Below are 16,516 nucleotides of genomic sequence, written 5' to 3' on the forward strand. Positions count from 1 at the left end.
AAATAGTGCCTGGTACACTTGTTGATTATTAATAGAAAGGAGCGATTATTTTGGATCATAATAATGAATTATCCAAAGATGAGAGAAATTGGGGTATGTATGTTCATCTAGCTGCTTTTGCAGGTTATTTGACAGCAGCGCTTGGTTTCATAATAGGACCACTTCTGCTCTGGTTACTTAAAAAAGATGAATACGCCTATGTAGATTATCACGGTAAGGAAGCCTTGAACTTTCAGATCAGTTTTTTCATATATGGACTTGTGGCTGGAGCGTTAATGATTATTCTCATAGGATTCGCGTTACTTCCTATCGTGGTGATCTTACATCTTGTTTTCATGATCATTGGAACTATAAGAGCCAGCGAAGGCACCTACTACCGCTTTCCATTGACGATTCGTTTTATCAAATAAATAAAGGGGATGGCAATATGAAGAAAGTGTTGCTCACCCTCCTTCTTGCTTTGATATTTTTAATCTCAGCATGTAACCAGGAACCTAACGAAGTAACTAGTATTGAGGTATTACAATGGAAAAGCGATGAAAAAATCGAAACCATTACAGATGAAAAGTTCATATCTGAATTGGTTCAAAAATTAGAAACCGCTGAAACATCCTCAACGGTGAACATGGATTTTGTATCACCTGATTACAAATTACTTTTCAAAAACGAATCAGAAGTCCTTTATGAATTAGGGTACTACAAAAAGGTGATGAAATTTGGTGTTGATGGTCGATATTGGAACTTTCAAGAGGATGAAATGATTGGCGTAGTCATGGAGTTACAAACTGAAGAATAATCCAAAAAAGTCCCACTTTAGGGTGGACTTTTTTAATACAACTTTTATTAGGAAGTTCAAGACCGACCTTTTACGATATCATGCACCTTTTGATCGACTGTAAATCTTGTAGGAGACAGATAATAAATAACAAAATTCTGTTGCAATGGAATTTCCTCTGTTAAATTGCCAACGTCGTACTCTTCACCTTTCAAAGTGATTGAATTGATGATAATGGATTTATAGCCTTTTTCCACAGAAGTCTGGATCCCCTCAACCCGCTGGATTTCTTCAATTATGCATAGCGGCGTATCTTTAATGTAATTACGCAAGTGATATAGGCATATCAAAAAAAATCCAAAGAAAAGGATAGCAGATTTCAATGATTTTCTTTTGGATTTAGAGAGGTATACTCCATTTTTCCAGTTGATAAAAACAAAATTGATAGACCAAGAAGTCCAATACATAATACAAGAAGCGAGAAGAGTGCAAGCAGAAAATGAATATCTTAGGCCATTCCTATTACAGGAATTAATAAAAGCAACATTCCCTTCTTAATAAAAGGACTTTTCTCATCTGTCTGTCCTTTTTAAAAACTGAAAAATTGTACATAAACCAAACTCCTAAATAATTGATATAACAATATACGAGTATCCTAGCAGAAGGTTTCAACTTCAACATGAAAAAAGGTCCTCCTTATGGACAGGAAGACCTTGTAGCTTACTTCTTATATACTCTTTCCCCATCCATCCATGTTTCCAGCACTTGAATGTCCTTTATTTTGTGGGACTCGACTTCTGCTGGATGGTCGGATAACAAGACGAGATCTACTACATACCCTTCTTCGAGCTTTCCTTTCCTGTCTTCCTGGAAATCGAGATATGCTCCTGTTTCAGTACAGGCTTTATACATTTTATCTAGTGACAGTTTTTCATTAGGTAGCCATCCGCCTTCAGGGTTTCCATCTTCATCTGTCCGGTTGACCCCAGCAAAAATGTTCACGAGTGGCGAAAGTTCACCGATCGGGCTATCCGAGCTTCCGGTATACGGAATCCCCAGCTGATCCACTGTGTTCCATGGGTTACAGTACCGCTCCCGCTCTCTTCCGACCCAGTCCGCTGTCTGATCGTATTCATCCATCATAAAATTAGGCTGGATCTCGAGGTAAGGCTTGATTTTCTGCAGTCTCTCCAGTAGGTCCGGCGCTAAAACCTGCGCATGAATAATCCGGTGGCGCATTTTCACCGCACCCACTTGCTCGATTGCGTTAAGAGCTTGTTCGACAGCACGATCTCCGATGGCATGCATCGCCACCTGCATAATGTTTTCATCCGCCGTCTTCACCATTTCATTCAATTCTTCCTGGGTGTAAATCAGCTCACCATCCGTCTCGGGTTTATCATGATAAGGTTCCCTTAATGCTGCTGTATGCAACCGTTGTGTCCCGTCTAAAAATATTTTAAAAGCTCCAACTGTTACTCTGTCAGTTCCATCACCAGTCCGTTTTTCATCGTTCTCCAGAAAGTTTTTCAAATCTTCAACTGCGTAAATGTAATGATGAAGCTGGGCTCTGACCGGGAGCTTCCCGTCTTTTTCAAGATCAGTATATGTTCTCCACACTTGATCGAAGGAACCTGAAAAATTGACATCATCCGTCTGGACCGAAGTGATCCCATGCTCAAGCAGGTGAGGAATCGCGTCTTCAATGGCTTCGTACGTTTCCTCTTCTGTCTTGTTCCTGAAATGATATTTGATGAAATGGACCGCCGTATCCTTGAAGCGACCGTTCCAATTGCCATCTTCATCTTTTTCGATGAACCGATCATGATACTTTTCAAGTTCAGGCTCTTTTCGTAAAATCTTTAGAGCTTCTTCATTCACGATGCATTCGTGTCCGTCATCATGTAAAAAGAACATCGGTTTCTCGTACTCAAGTTCCTCCAGTTCTTTTGCAGTCAAAGGGTGATCAAGATCTTCGAATTGATCGTCAATGACACCACGACCGATAACCCAGTCGTGTTCTTCCATCATTTTTTCGTTGTATTCATTTCGTACGATTTCTTTCATTTCACGCCACGAAGTCACCTTCCGAAGATCCAGTTCTTTTTTCATCAACCCATACCGTAGCAGGTGCATATGGGTGTCGTTGAAAGAGGCGGTCACTGTAGCTCCATTTCCATCGATGACATCATCGGTTTGTGAATCGACCCTGCCCTTGTTGATCGCTTTAATTTTTCCATCTTCAATTTCAATATGGTATAGTTGCTTGTCCTCTTTTACTTCTGGTCTGTATAGGTATACGTTGTCTATTACAGTCATGATAAGCCTCCTAAGAAAAAAGTTACGGGTAATCATAGTTATTGACTACCCGCTATTCCTTGAAAATATTCTTTGAAGGCTTATTTGGGAATCATTAACTGCTGCCCTGGATAAATAAGCGAAGAACTCAGCTTGTTGACTTTCATCAATTTCTCCACAGAAACACCATATTTTTGACCGATTCCCCATAACGTGTCGCCTTTTTGGATGTTGTACATGCTGTAGGAACGGACGATGATATCTCTTGATTTTTCCTTGATTGGAAGCTGAATGGTCTGGCCGGGATAGATCCAATGAGACTTGATGTCATTCAACTTTTTCAACGTCTGGACGTCTGTTTGGTAGCGTCGACTGATATCCCAGAGCGTATCGCCTTTCCTGACTGTATGGAAACGGATCGATTTTACCGTTACCTGGACTTCTTGCGTTTTTTCGGATCCCTTGTTTCCTTTTACAACTGTTAGGGTTGGTGCTTTATCGACTTTAACAGAATCCGGGAGTACTCTTCTCGCAGTCACATAGCGATCGCTCCAATAATATGGGGAAAACGGATTTGCATAGCCGACACCTTTGCTTTGGGCACCGATCATTTTTCCGTTGCCGGCATAAATCGCGACATGATTAATTTTTCTATTAAAATTGGTATCGAAGAAGACTAGATCACCCGGTTGTAGGTCACCGCTACGGACGGGTTTACCTACTTTCGCCTGACCCCGGCTTGTTCTCGGAAGCTTCACACCATGATAACGGAAAATCGTCGCAGTAAAAGAAGAACAATCAAAGCTAGACTTGTTCCCTACTGCCGAACCATACTTGTATGGCGTACCCAGGAATTTCTTTGCGCTCTCGATCACCTCATCTCCGGAATGTGCATATGCCTCTGTCCCCACTGTCATGACAAATCCAGCAGCGAGTGCTCCAGGCAAAACCTTTTTCATCCGAATCCCTCCCGTTGTTTTTTCACTGATTGTTCGACTTGGACTCGGTTGCTTCGTGCCTGTCTATGTCGGAAAAGCCCTCTATTGCTCGGTCTAACTCACTTTATGCGGAGGAGCTTATCGATATGCGTGCCAGGCACCGTTTCCGAAGCCAATGGTATCAAGGGATCCGAAACGGTGACTGGCACCATCTGAAATCCCTTGTGGCACAAGGGTTGAATTGTCGTGCCTGGTACAGAGGTTTTCATTTAAACTAGTATTCTATGCTCCTTGTTTGGGCAGAATGGTAATGACCACAGATAAAACTTAGTAACTTATTCCTTTTCTTATTATTTTGAAAAAATATGGTTGAAACGGGTTGTGGTACGGTGTAGGATTAGTAAAGCATGAGATTTCTTCAAAGAATTTCCTTGAATATGTCGAATGTTACAGAAACTATTCTGATGCTTATCCGTATTTATTGGACAGGAGATTCATAGTCTTATAATACATACTTAATGGGAGGACAAAGATGGATTACAATCAAGGAAAAAATGAAACAGCCGCTTCAATCGAACCGTCCCAACAACCGGGTAAAAGCAAGAAACCGATCCTGATCTCGCTAGCAGTGATCGTTTTACTTGGAATCAGTGGAACGGTATATGCGATGTTCTTCAACCTATCACCGAAAGAGACGTATTTTGCAGCTGAAAAAAACACAATGGAACAGACGCAAGAATCCTTCAATAAGACGTTTGCAGTCAACGAAGATGTGAATAAGAAGATGATTGAAGAGCCTTCTAAATCGACTCTTACACTTGGTCTTAAAAGCATTGATGGACTTCAAGCGATCGACCCGAACATGGCGATGTTCGCATCCATGCTGAATGACGTGAAATTGAGCATGTCTGCACAACTCAACCCAGAGAAAAATGAAGGGCTTGCTGAGTTGAAAGCCGGCATGGGTGGTACAGAGTTCATCAAAGCAGAAGCCTATCAATCTGAGGATCTCACAGGTTTGAACGTTCCCCTTCTATATAACAATTATCTTTACTTGAACAACGACCAGTTTGGTAAAGTGATGAAGAAATTTGATCCTGCTTACCAGGGTCCTGAGGAAATCGACAACGTTGTAAAAATGCAGCTCGAAGCCATGAGAAATCAAGAAAAGTACGAAGAGCATGCTGATGAATACGGGAAGTTCTTACTTGAAAAAATCAAGGACGAGAATGTCACCGAAAAAAGCGGAGTCGAATTCCAGGGGAAGAAATACACACAGCTTACACTCGCACTTTCTGAAAAAGAAACAAAAGACATCCTGAAAGCTTTGATCGATAAAGTCAGAGAAGATGAAGAATTACTTAACTTCCTCATCGAGGCAAACGGCAACACAGCGTTCACTGCTCCTGGAATGGAAACAGCTGATATGAAAGAAACCATCCAGACAGAACTGAAAAAAGCATCTGACAACATTGATCAGGTAAAAATTCCTGACGGTTTCAAGAGCGTTATCCTGATCGACAAGAATGAAGTCATCGTCAAGCGTGACGTTGATTTTAAAATCGGTAACGATTCAGAGTTCGTCGTCGTTGACTATTCCAGCCACGCACTACGCTCAGACGATCTTATCACTGACGGAAAATGGGAGATCAACGTCTTCCCTGAAAACGGCGAAAAGCAAGACTATGGAAAAATGTTAGTTGAAATCAAAGGTAAAAAAGGAGACGGCGATAACGCTACACGCGACATCACTGGAACTTTCGCCTTTGCGGAAGCAGGAAAAGTAACTGGCGCAAATCTTAGTGCAAAAATCACAGGTACACCAGAAGACATGAAAGCAGACTTTGAAGCAGCAATCGATGATCCTTCGAACGCTGGCATACCACCATTAAAAGGACACTTCACCCGTAAAGTGACAGATGACCTTGATAATGGAACATATTCATCAAATGGTGAATTTGGTTTGGAAGTTGATGCTGGGCTCGGTGCACCAATCAATGTAACGTTCGATTATGATAGCAAAACCGAATTTACAAAGAATCTGAAATTCCCGAATGTCACAGAAGACGGGGAAAATGTAGCAGAAATGAGCCCTGAAGAAATGGAACGCATCATGACAGAAATTCAAACTCGAATTCAAGGAATGATGATGAACGGTCCACAAATGTTCAACTAAAGAAAACTGGGCAAAACCAAGTTTCCTCACTGAAATGTTATCCTTTTGATCGTATAAAAAAAGTAAGGCAAGTGTCTGAGGCTACTCCACACTTGCCTTCTTTTTACACTTAATACACAGGAGATCACGATGAGAGCATTCATACTTGCACAGACACAATTGAAGGAAATTTTCCGTCAGCCAATCGCATGGGTGGTCCTTTTTTTCATGCCCATCGCTCTCATCGGCTTCTTACTATATGGGCTTGAAAATGTACTCAAATCCGAGTCACTTCTCCCTCCTTTCGACGTTGCGATCGTGGACAAAGACGATGATCCTGAAACCCGTCTCTTAATACAACAATTTCAGGAGGATGACGAACTCGAGTCGTTGATTACCTTTCGCGTCATGGATGAAGAAAAAGCCCAAAATTTATTATCGGAAAATAAGATCGCTTCAATCCTAGTGATCCCTGAGGGGTTTGCGAATGGTATCCGTTATGGTGAAAACAAACCCGTCACCGTCATAAGTAATGAAAAGCGACCTTTTCAATCCGCACTCTTTCTGGAAATGATGAACAGCTCTGCTGAACTGATCAGTGCTGCCCAAAGCGGGGTCAACACGATCTACGATTATTTAAAAGAACAGAATTATTCTCATGAATATGTAATGAAGGTATCTGATCAAATGATCTTCGATTTTACTACATTCGCCTCCGGTCGTAAGATGATGTTCGATAGAGAAGAAATCAAATCGTTCCAGGGAGTTACACCACTCAAATACTACAGCGTTTCCGGGTTCATTTTCCTGTTGCTGTTGACTGGATTGCTCACGATGAGCATGACCTCTTCAACAAATGCCAAAATCGACGAACGCTTACGAACTTTCGGCGTCTCTACAGGTGCCCACCTATTCAGCGGGCTCGCCACCCAAATTACGATTTTATTCATGCAGGCGGTTTTGATCCTTGCTGCTTTATGGATTTTGACAGAATTGAAGGTTACAGGTCACTTCGGTTGGAGTCTGCTTACCTTCGTAACAGCCATCATCGTCATCGGTGCCTGGTACACATTTTTATCGAATCTTCCTATAGCGGAAGGACTAAGATTCTTCATCGGCTTTCTAGGTCTTGTGGTTTTTGCAGCAGGTGGAAGTTTGATTTTTCCTGAGTCCTACTACACCGGGTTCTTAGAGTGGCTTAACCTATCAACTCTGTCACACTGGCTTCACACCAGTCTAGTGAACTCCATCTTTATTGAAAACGAAGATATACTATTCTCTAGTCTTAGTGTATTGGGCGGGATGATAGGTACCCTACTCTTCACTTCCTTTATAGTAAGGCAGGTGAAGCGGTCATGAGAATGTGGCATTTAATCCGCACACGATGGAAAATCATCTTAAGCAACAAATGGCAATTCCTGTTGATGCTTATTCTCCCTTTAACCGTCTTTTGGGGTGCTGAACAATTGCTTTCGAAAGGTTCGGCTCAGTTGAAAATTCCTGTAATAGTGGTAACGGAGGAAAATAACGATACAGTTTCTACAATCATTGAACGCCTAAAGAAAAATGAAACGCTCCAAATCATTGAAAAATCGAGTGACGATGCGAAACGCCTTCTTGCAACAAATCAGGCTGAAGCCGCTGTTGTTTTTACAAAAGGTCTAGAGGAAAAAGTAAGACAAGGTAAAATCAATGATGTGATCCGGTTATGGAAGGCACCGAATGCCATTTCAACCGGGCTAGTCGAGGAATACGTCGCTAGCGAGGTGATCCGGCTTGCAAGCAACGGAAAGGCTGCCACTTACCTGGCGAACGAATTTAATGGAGCCGATGTGTATGAGTACGCCTGGAAATATACCGATGATCAATGGGAACCTGAGCCTTTAATGACCATTAAACTTGAAAAAGCCGGTAAACAAGCTCAAAATCAGAAAACAGAAAAGAATACCAAACCGATGTTGTTCGGCATGCTCAGCATCCATATCCTGCTCATCAGCTTTTATATGCAAACATGGGTGATGACAGAACGAGAAAACGGACTGGCATCAAGAACGGGGATGTTCGGTGTCAATCGTCTCACCTGTGCCTTTTCAAACTTACTTGGATCCGTAACAGTTATACTCGCAACACTTTTACCAGTATCTATCTATCTTTTATTTGATGACGGAGATTTCGAACAAAAAGGACTATTGCTTATCGCTTATGTGATCGCCTGCGGAGGAATTGGCTTTCTGCTAGCAAATCTGATGAACAACACACTTCTATATCATTTGATTGCTGTCGCGACAACTGTTTTAACCAGTGTATTAGGTGGAAGCTTCATCAAGCTGGAGGAGTTTTCCGATCGACTAGCGAATGCATCTCAATACACACCGCAACACTGGTTTTTAAACGGCTTAATGCGTTCAACTACAACTATTGAAATGACCATTTTATTTGGTTCCGGACTTGGACTGATGATTTTAGGATTAGGGATTGGAGCTGTACGACATGATCGAGCTTAGGAACGTACACAAACGATATAAAGGAACGGATGTAGTCAAAGGTGTCGATCTCATGGTTCCCCAAGGGGCTCGTGTCGGGCTTGTCGGACCGAATGGGGCTGGAAAATCAACATTGATGAAGATGATCGCAACGTTAGTCAATCCATCTAAAGGCGAAATCCTCGTCGGCGGGAAATCTGTCACGAAAAAGAAAAAGCAGCTCAGGCACAGGATCGGCTACGTCCCACAGGATATCGCTCTGCACACAAGTATTTCTGTCAAAGAAAACTTGAAGTTCTGGGCAGGTATGGCACCAGGCACCGTATCCGAGTCTTGGATTTTACTGCTTGTAGATATGGTGGGATTGAAGGAAAAGCTCAACGAAAGAGTTGATAAGCTCTCAGGGGGAATGCAGCGGAAACTGAATATCATTGTCGCCCTGCTTCACAATCCAGAGTTGTTAATTATGGATGAGCCGACCGTGGGGATCGACATCCCTTCCAAAACAGACATCGTTGCCTTTTTAAAAGCGTTAGGTCCAGACAAAACAATCTTGTTTTCATCTCATGACTTGCAGGAAATCGAGATGCTCTGTCACTATGTATTGGTGTTGGAGGACGGTGTATTACGACATTTCAGTGCGATCAACGAACTCCCTCACTCACGGAACCCGACGCAGGAACTACTCAAGCACCTGCAAATCATCCGCACTTGAGAATCAAACAATCATAGCTCAAATTTAAAGAAAACTTGGCAATGCCAAGCCTAAGCGCAGGCTGAGACTTAGTTGCCCTTATATTGAAGAAAGTATAAATACTTTCTTCATATGTAAATCAAAAAATCCCTTTAAGTAGGATGGCCTACCTAAAAGGATTTTATCTTTCTTTTTTATTAGTTAGGAATTTTAAATGTTTGTCCTGGATAGATCACATCAGAAGATAGATTATTTGCATCCTTCAACTTACTAACAGTAGTACCATACGTGATACTGATTCCCCATAATGTGTCTCCGGATTTTACTGTATGAGTCTTGCTGCTTGAAGCTGTACTAGTAGTACCAGACACCTTCAATTTTTGTCCAATATAAATGGTGTTTGATGAAAGATTGTTCAAGCTTTTAAGATTCGATACTGAGGTGTTATATTTCATGCTGATACCCCAGAGTGTATCTCCACTTTGTATAGTATAAATAGATACATCAGATGTCTCAGACTTTGGTGCTTCAGATTTTAGAACTCTTTTCGCTTTTACAAAGCGATCGCCCCAATAGTATGGTGAGAACGCATCCGTGAATGCTACGCCCGTAGAAGATTGTGCACCTAGCATCTTCCCATTTCCAGCATAGATCGCTACATGGTTGATGACACCATTAAAATTCGTATCATAGAAAAGCAAATCTCCAACTTTTAGATTTGATTTCGAAACGGTTGTACCAACATTAGCTTGAGCACTACTTGATCTAGGCAGACTGATTCCGTACTTTTTAAATACAGTAACGGTAAAAGATGAACAGTCAAAGGAACTTGTATCTCCTACTGGCGCTCCATATTGATATGGTGCCCCTAAATAATTATCACCTGTATCGATGATGGCACTTCCTGTTGCTCCGAATGCTTGTCCAGCTCCAGAGAACACGATCCCTGTTGCAAGTGCGATTGGTAATAACTTTTTCTTCATTACTTCTCCTCCAATTGGATTTTTAGTAGTTCTGGCTTGTTAAACCAATTGGGAGTAAGTCAAAAGTAGAACTTCTTTTATGTATGTTTGAAATTGAGATATGTAATGTCTAATATCGAAATCTATCAATATTGCTAAATATTCTATTCTTGCTACTTTATTCCTTATCCCCTAACCCCGAGTGTTATCTTATCATAATATACTTAACAATCACTTTACAGTTTAATTACAAATGAAATAGGGAATAGAACCAACAAAAGAAAATAGCCCTTGATAGAAGAGGCTGATTTTAGTCTATTTTCCTGTAAAGTAGTTTATGAGATACTCTGCCCAAACCTTGTTACCTTTATCATTAGGACCTGATAGATCATCTTTAATATAATCTCTGACTTTTTCATCTTTAACATCTGGCCAATGATCCCAATGGTCCAGATAAGTGATCTTTTCTTTCTCGGCAAATTCCTTGATACCCTCTACTTGCATTGCGTATACTTGTGGTTCAAATATTGGGTGGGAAGACTGTAACATAAAGACCGTATCTTCATTACTTTCAGAGAATCTACGTTCTAAGATTTTAATAGCTTCAATTGTATCTTTAACACCAACATCACCGTTATCGTTCATAATAAATGGTTCAAGCAGTACAATATCAGGTTTAGTATCAATAATATCAGTCATTTTTTCTTTATAGATTGCAACATTCGAATGATCTTTTCCAAAGTCATATGATGTCAGCTTGAAAGTTCCTTCACTATAAGCTTGATCTATCCCAGCCTGAAGTAATTCTGGCCAAGGAGTCTCACCCATCTCTAGCGCTTCAGAGCCAATGACCGCTACATCGATTGTTTCACCTGCTTCAATAGCATCCGTAATCAATTTTCGAGTATCTTTAGAAAAATTTTCAGTCAGTCCCTTAATATCAACTTCAGATTCTTCTTCAGCACTTTCAATTGTATTAGCTTTTTGAGTTATAGGTTCTGCATTTGCCTTTGCATTGGCAATCGTGTCATTAATCTTTGAATTCCAATGAAAATGACCGAAAACAATTATTGCAATCGATAAAATGATTGTGGTTATGTATAGTAATTTTTTCATATTCTTCCCCTTTCCTTCGACACCCTGGAATTACATCTTTTAATAATAATAATGCAATATATAGCATATCTTGTCAAAATATGATAGAAAATTTAGTGAATATCGACAAGGAATATTTTTCCTGGTAAAATAGTTCTATAATACTGTTTATCCAATCTTTTCTTATGGTTCAATATACCTTGATTATTCGACAATGTTTTCTTGAGATAGCAATTTACATCAATCGGGTTGTCTAGTATAATAAAGTTTATTCTCATATTTTATCGAAAAAGGTGGGTCTTCGGTTGGATGAAAATAAATTAATGGTTGTACTTGTAAAACCAGGACAACATCCTCATTCCACTTACATTCCGAATGATTTATCATACTTCGAAGAACTAGTAGACGGTCCTGTAAGTGTAGAAAAGTTCTTTATCAGTGGTTATAGATTGGTATGCAGCGTAGATGAAGGGTACGGTTATGAAAACAGCTCGATGCCAACTGGTACATACTTCATTGCACGTTATCATACATCATTTGAAACGATGGAAACAGAAGAAGCTGAAGATATCAAAAAGGTGCTTAAAGAACGATCCAAAAAAAGAAAAAAGAAAAAAGGTTTATTATCAATATTTTCTAAGTAAAATAACCTATATCTTGGTTACTTAACAGGATATAGGTCTTTTTACCCTTATACACCATGATGCTTTTTTAGAAAAATTTATCATGCAAAGGGGCTGCCCTAAAAGTGTCTGAGTCTCTCCGAACTTAACAACATTTCGAGGAAAATCGTGTTTTTACACAAAATGTTGTGTTGGAGGTGTCTCATTTTTCTTTAAGGACAGCCCCTATTATTTTTGTCTTATTCTGCTTTCGGATAACTGATCAAGTTTGTAAAGATACGATATCCTCCAGGCACCTGATTTTGAATTTGCCTGTACCAAACGAGATTTGTATAAACATAGCTTCCTGTACCATAATCCGTATACAGAATTCCACCATCGAATGTATCCCCGTCCAAATCAGTCATGTTGATAAGTGTTTCGTATCTGTCATCCCATTCCATCGGGTAATACAGCCCTCTCTCTTGTACCCAACCATCCCAGTCTTCTGCTGTAATATCATTTGGATAGTTCAGTAAGGTGTGGTCTGGTTGTAAAATTTCATATTCTGACGCTTCATCCGTCACACGCCATTCAATAGAGGGCTGACCAATCGTCAACGGATAAGGGGCTGTCATATTTGGATCCCAGTTATCCCATGGTTTATTGTATTGGACGACTAGATGACCTCCATCCTCCACATAGTTCAATAACCGTTCATTGTTATTCAACAGATCTTCACGTGATAGATAGGCTCTAATCCCGGTAACAATGGTATCATATTGTGATAAATCTCCGTTTACCAGTTCATCCTCTGAGATCTTTGTGATGTCCATACCGGCATTGATAAGATGATCGGCTACCACATCAAACCCTGATTCTACATAACCTATCTTCAAATCCTCTGGATAATTCAAATCAAAAGCAACGCCATCAATTACTGCTTCTCTTAAATAATAAAACGTTCCAATATGGTCGTAAGCAATTTTTTGTACGGTAGTGTTAAGTTGCTTTCCTTCAACAGTCGCTACTGGATTGATTTCAAATTTTCCTTTTTCAATTCCTTCAGGAGGGGTAATGGTAAAAGAAACTTTTTTCACTTTTTCATCTTCCATAAATTCAACTGATTGACTATCTATTGGTCCCCATCCCTCTGGGAGTGCCAATGATACATCAGCAGTCACAGGTTCATTGGAATAATTGGTAACTGTCACATCAATGGTTTCTTCCTTCATTTCTTTGGCTGTATTGACGATCACGCTGTCAGGATCAGCTTTAAGTCCGACCTCTGGAAGGATAGCTACCGTCTCTTCAGGTTCAAATTGAAGTTGTACTTCCTCGTGTCCAACTTTATAGCGAACTTCCGTTGATAGGACAGGATCTTCATAAGGTTGATAATAATCAGCATCTTCTGGAACTTGTACTGTGACTTTGATCTTCTTTTCTTTACCCGGAGACAAATGATCAACAGCCATGCTTCCCTCTACTTCCCATTCTTCAGGTAAGTTCAATTGGGCAGCTGTATTCTTCAATGTTTCATCGCCATTATTTTTTAAGGTGATGTATACATCCGAGTTTGTTCCTTGAGTTAGGTTTGGAGTATCGATTTTTGTTGAAACTTCTAATTGTGACGCTACTTTACTAGCGTTTTCCAGCTGATCTTCTTTCACATTCAATTTGTGTAATAATTCATTTTTATCAACATCTTTAAAACTAAAGTGTGCTACTAATTGTTTTGTTCTGCGCAAATGTTTTAAAGCATCATGTGTTTCTTTCAATACACCACTATGACTAGGATAAGCTTCTATAACCTCTTCAAGATCTTTTTGTAGTTCTTCCAAATGGCGTTTGATTTTCCGATCACTTCTGTTTAATTCAGCGGCATATTCATTAAAATCATAGTGCAATCCTTCGAATATCGTCTCTTCTTGGTCAGGAATTTCCCCTACAGAAGACTTGACCAAATCTAAATAAACCATTTCCGATCCTGGCTCTACCTCACTGCCCATCCCCTGGCTTTTGTGATGATATCGTGATTCTTCTCCAATTTGAGGATACGTTAGTTCGTACACAGGGTCATAGTCACCGACTTCGATGCCAACTGTTGCAGTTTCTTCTGATTCAGCAGGCAGATATAACTTTTTGATCTGCCATGTATCCAGGCCTTCTTTTTCAATCTGTTCTGGGAAAATCGTCGGGTCAGCTGCGTCTTCAAATGCTTTAAGGGATAAAATGGTGATTGCTCTGTGGTGGCCATGCTGGGACTCGACATCGCGGAATGATGGCATTAAGATGTCTGGTTTATATGTGCGGATCAATCGGATAAAACGTTCATAGGTTTCTTCCTCTCCCCATTTTTGCAGCGTTTCTTCAGGGGATTTTGAAAAGCCGAAATCATAGATCTCATCATCTGTAGTCTGGCTTAAATGGAATACTTCTACTCCTGTAACCTTCGAGGCTTCAATCAATTCCCGTGATCGAATGATGCCAAGACCATTGCCAAGTTCTTCACCTATCTCATTCTGACCACCTTCACCTCTATTAGCAATCAGGCTAGCAGTATGTACCCCTAGCCCTCGTGATAAGTATGCTAAGAGGTGGCTTCGTTCATCATCAGGGTGGGCTCCTGTATTCAAAAAGCTGGTGATCGTATCAAGAGGCTTTACAGCACTCCAAAGTTCCTCGTCATGTTGTTCTTGAGGTACTTGTCCGTTTGAGACAGCAGGGACTAATAGGGTCAATACCATTAACAAACTTAAGGCAATCATCCATTTCCTTTGAAACATCCGTATTTCTCCTTTCGAAAGTATATTCCAAAAAAGACACAAAACGTTTCCATTATTACTGTGCCCCATTAAATACCTGTATGCTCACCTCCTTAAGGATTTCCCGTCGTAAATTTGGTTAGTTAACCTTACTAATCAACTGCTTGCCAAGTGACAAACTATTTCGTTATTCCTTAATTCGATCACCTCCATATTTTGACTAATCGCAACTATAGTCATCATACTGATCGATTAAATACAGGCAGAACATAATGGTAAAAAAGAACGGGGCAGCAAAAACCGCTAATACGCCCCTATTTCTTCGATCACCAGAGAGAGTTTCTTCTTTCAATCATATCCTTAACGATCATGGCATTCGTTCCGCCCGTTACTTTTCGCCGAGCTACAAAATGTTTCGGACATACGATTTCTTCCCAATCTTCCTGTGTAACCTTGATACCGTCCATCCATTGGTTGACTTCTTCTATTGTGATTTCATACAACTCTTTCTTTAAGCTATCGGCTTTCCTTGCGATTTGACTTGCAGTATGATGGGCTTCCCTGAACGGTATATCATACTTCCTTGCCAATACATCGGCTAATTCCGTTATCGTGATCATGTTCTCCCTTGCCTGTTGAAATGCTCGTTCCTGGTCAATACTCATCGTTGAGACGACCGCTCTCATCAGCCTGAGCACACGTAAGCATTTTTGGAATCCATTATATAAATGTGGCTGTAAATCATCTTCTGTATCCACGATGTCAGCATAAGGCGTGTTATGGATCATCTGAAGGACAGTCATGCCCTCACCTACTGCACTGCTTGCTAAAGCACGGCAATGTTCGATGGATACAGGATTCCTTTTTTGGGGCATGATACTACTGATTTGTACATAAGCATCCGATACCCTTAAAAGACCTACCTCTTTTGAAGCCAATCTTAAAAGCTCTTGGATCCAACGTCCCATATTCGTCATTAAACTGATGATTGCCTGACTGGCATCAATCAAATAATCACCCGTTGCGATTGCATCATATGAGTTCTCTACAATACCGTCGAAATGGAGAAGTTCAGCCACACGTTCACGATTGATATTGAAGCCAGTGGTGGTAATCGCACAAGCCCCCATCGGTGATTGATTGACCACAGCGAAGGCGCTTGTTAACCGGTCATAATCCCTTGATAAGTTATCATAAATTCCAACCAGGTAATGCCCGAAAGTAGTTGGTTGGGCAGGTTGTGTATGGGTATGGGCAGGCATGATCGTGTCAATATGTTCCTCTGCCTGGTTTAGCAATGCTCGGCCAAGCTTTTTCACTTCATCCATTACCTCTCCCAAGTAGTCACGTATCACCATTCGATACATCGTTTCTCCCATATCATTCCGGCTCTTAGCGATATGCATTTTTCCAGCAATTTCTACCCCAATGATTTCAGAAATCTTGGACTCTATCAAAAAGAACAAGTCTTCATACTGCGCTGAATATTCGATGGTTTTCGTGTCCATGATCGAAACTTGATCAACAGCATATAAAATCTTTTCAGCATCTTGTTTAGAGATGATTTGTTGTTCTTGAAGCATGAGGGTATGGGCTCGATGAACCCGCATCATACTTTCAAATAAATGAGCACGTTGGTCCTGGAAGATAGGCATTAACAATTCATTTGCAAAGGTCTTTCCTGGAAAAGAAGCACCATCCTGCTCTTCAAACGTTTCCTTATACGTTTTCACGTTACTTTCACCTCTT

At 40.5% G+C, this 16,516-nt stretch carries 14 protein-coding genes; 7 read left to right on the plus strand and 7 right to left on the minus strand.

The genetic code is table 11. The features are described from left to right. Positions 1 to 50 precede the first annotated feature (50 nt). Both KOL94_RS14005 and KOL94_RS14010 read left to right on the plus strand, forming a co-directional pair. Positions 51 to 410 carry a DUF4870 domain-containing protein gene (locus KOL94_RS14005; protein ID WP_260412318.1) on the plus strand — a complete coding sequence of 120 codons (360 nt, stop codon included), beginning with the start codon at positions 51 to 53 and terminating at the stop codon, positions 408 to 410. A gap of 17 nt (positions 411 to 427) precedes the next feature. Next, complete coding sequence (locus KOL94_RS14010) at positions 428 to 796, plus strand: hypothetical protein (RefSeq protein WP_221567021.1); 369 nt, start codon at positions 428 to 430, stop codon at positions 794 to 796. Between the two features lie 56 nt (positions 797 to 852). Here the strand turns inward: KOL94_RS14010 and KOL94_RS14015 are convergent, their stop codons facing one another. The 3 genes from KOL94_RS14015 to KOL94_RS25650 form a co-directional block, all read right to left on the minus strand. After that, the gene (locus KOL94_RS14015) at positions 853 to 1,107 is read right to left on the minus strand and encodes a hypothetical protein (RefSeq protein WP_221567022.1); all 255 of its coding nucleotides are present in this window, start codon (positions 1,105 to 1,107) and stop codon (positions 853 to 855) included. A gap of 388 nt (positions 1,108 to 1,495) precedes the next feature. Further along, positions 1,496 to 3,094 carry an amidohydrolase gene (locus tag KOL94_RS14020; protein ID WP_221567023.1) on the minus strand — a complete coding sequence of 533 codons (1,599 nt, stop codon included), beginning with the start codon at positions 3,092 to 3,094 and terminating at the stop codon, positions 1,496 to 1,498. Positions 3,095 to 3,174: 80 nt separating this feature from the next. Next, the gene (locus tag KOL94_RS25650) at positions 3,175 to 4,032 is read right to left on the minus strand and encodes a C40 family peptidase (protein ID WP_221567024.1); all 858 of its coding nucleotides are present in this window, start codon (positions 4,030 to 4,032) and stop codon (positions 3,175 to 3,177) included. A gap of 511 nt (positions 4,033 to 4,543) precedes the next feature. Here KOL94_RS25650 and KOL94_RS14030 point away from each other — a divergent pair. From KOL94_RS14030 to KOL94_RS14045, 4 genes are all read left to right on the plus strand, one after another. Then, positions 4,544 to 6,187, plus strand: a complete 1,644-nt coding sequence (locus KOL94_RS14030; protein WP_221567025.1) for a DUF6583 family protein — start codon at positions 4,544 to 4,546, stop codon at positions 6,185 to 6,187. A gap of 129 nt (positions 6,188 to 6,316) precedes the next feature. Then, positions 6,317 to 7,525: an ABC transporter permease gene (locus tag KOL94_RS14035; protein WP_221567026.1), complete on the plus strand. Its 1,209-nt coding sequence runs from the start codon at positions 6,317 to 6,319 to the stop codon at positions 7,523 to 7,525. After that, the gene (locus KOL94_RS14040) at positions 7,522 to 8,670 is read left to right on the plus strand and encodes an ABC transporter permease (RefSeq protein WP_221567027.1); all 1,149 of its coding nucleotides are present in this window, start codon (positions 7,522 to 7,524) and stop codon (positions 8,668 to 8,670) included. The genes KOL94_RS14035 and KOL94_RS14040 overlap by 4 nt, the downstream gene beginning before the upstream one ends. Continuing rightward, positions 8,657 to 9,364: an ABC transporter ATP-binding protein gene (locus tag KOL94_RS14045; RefSeq protein WP_221567028.1), complete on the plus strand. Its 708-nt coding sequence runs from the start codon at positions 8,657 to 8,659 to the stop codon at positions 9,362 to 9,364. Before KOL94_RS14040 ends, KOL94_RS14045 begins: the two co-directional genes overlap by 14 nt. 176 nt (positions 9,365 to 9,540) lie before the next feature. On the opposite strand, the gene KOL94_RS25305 is transcribed toward KOL94_RS14045, so the two are convergent. Continuing rightward, on the minus strand, positions 9,541 to 10,326 hold the full coding sequence (locus KOL94_RS25305) for a C40 family peptidase (protein WP_260412319.1): 786 nt from the start codon (positions 10,324 to 10,326) through the stop codon (positions 9,541 to 9,543). Positions 10,327 to 10,620: 294 nt separating this feature from the next. Continuing rightward, positions 10,621 to 11,421, minus strand: coding sequence for an SGNH/GDSL hydrolase family protein (locus tag KOL94_RS14055; RefSeq protein WP_221567029.1), 801 nt, complete (start codon positions 11,419 to 11,421; stop codon positions 10,621 to 10,623). Positions 11,422 to 11,705: 284 nt separating this feature from the next. Between KOL94_RS14055 and KOL94_RS14060 the strand changes: the two genes are divergently transcribed. Further along, on the plus strand, positions 11,706 to 12,044 hold the full coding sequence (locus tag KOL94_RS14060; protein ID WP_221567030.1) for a hypothetical protein: 339 nt from the start codon (positions 11,706 to 11,708) through the stop codon (positions 12,042 to 12,044). Positions 12,045 to 12,262: 218 nt separating this feature from the next. Here the strand turns inward: KOL94_RS14060 and KOL94_RS14065 are convergent, their stop codons facing one another. After that, a complete protein-coding gene (locus KOL94_RS14065) occupies positions 12,263 to 14,788 on the minus strand; it encodes an NEW3 domain-containing protein (protein WP_221567031.1) in 2,526 nt (841 codons plus the stop codon). 305 nt (positions 14,789 to 15,093) lie between these two features. Further along, positions 15,094 to 16,500 (minus strand): argininosuccinate lyase, encoded by a 1,407-nt coding sequence (gene argH / locus KOL94_RS14070; protein WP_221567032.1) that lies wholly within the window; start codon positions 16,498 to 16,500, stop codon positions 15,094 to 15,096. Positions 16,501 to 16,516: the final 16 nt, after the last annotated feature.

This window comes from Alkalihalobacillus sp. TS-13 (assembly GCF_019720915.1).
Lineage (GTDB): Bacteria > Bacillota > Bacilli > Bacillales > Fictibacillaceae > Pseudalkalibacillus.

Bases quoted from the DNA above. Each gene is read 5' to 3' on its own strand.
- KOL94_RS14065 (WP_221567031.1), bottom strand. From the start codon at position 14,788: ATGTTTCAAAGGAAATGGATGATTGCCTTAAGTTTGTTAATGGTATTG.
- KOL94_RS14040 (WP_221567027.1), top strand. From the start codon at position 7,522: ATGAGAATGTGGCATTTAATCCGCACACGATGGAAAATCATCTTAAGC.
- KOL94_RS14010 (WP_221567021.1), top strand. From the start codon at position 428: ATGAAGAAAGTGTTGCTCACCCTCCTTCTTGCTTTGATATTTTTAATC.
- KOL94_RS14020 (WP_221567023.1), bottom strand. From the start codon at position 3,094: ATGACTGTAATAGACAACGTATACCTATACAGACCAGAAGTAAAAGAG.
- KOL94_RS14030 (WP_221567025.1), top strand. From the start codon at position 4,544: ATGGATTACAATCAAGGAAAAAATGAAACAGCCGCTTCAATCGAACCG.
- KOL94_RS25650 (WP_221567024.1), bottom strand. From the start codon at position 4,032: ATGAAAAAGGTTTTGCCTGGAGCACTCGCTGCTGGATTTGTCATGACA.
- KOL94_RS14045 (WP_221567028.1), top strand. From the start codon at position 8,657: ATGATCGAGCTTAGGAACGTACACAAACGATATAAAGGAACGGATGTA.
- KOL94_RS14035 (WP_221567026.1), top strand. From the start codon at position 6,317: ATGAGAGCATTCATACTTGCACAGACACAATTGAAGGAAATTTTCCGT.
- KOL94_RS14055 (WP_221567029.1), bottom strand. From the start codon at position 11,421: ATGAAAAAATTACTATACATAACCACAATCATTTTATCGATTGCAATA.
- KOL94_RS25305 (WP_260412319.1), bottom strand. From the start codon at position 10,326: ATGAAGAAAAAGTTATTACCAATCGCACTTGCAACAGGGATCGTGTTC.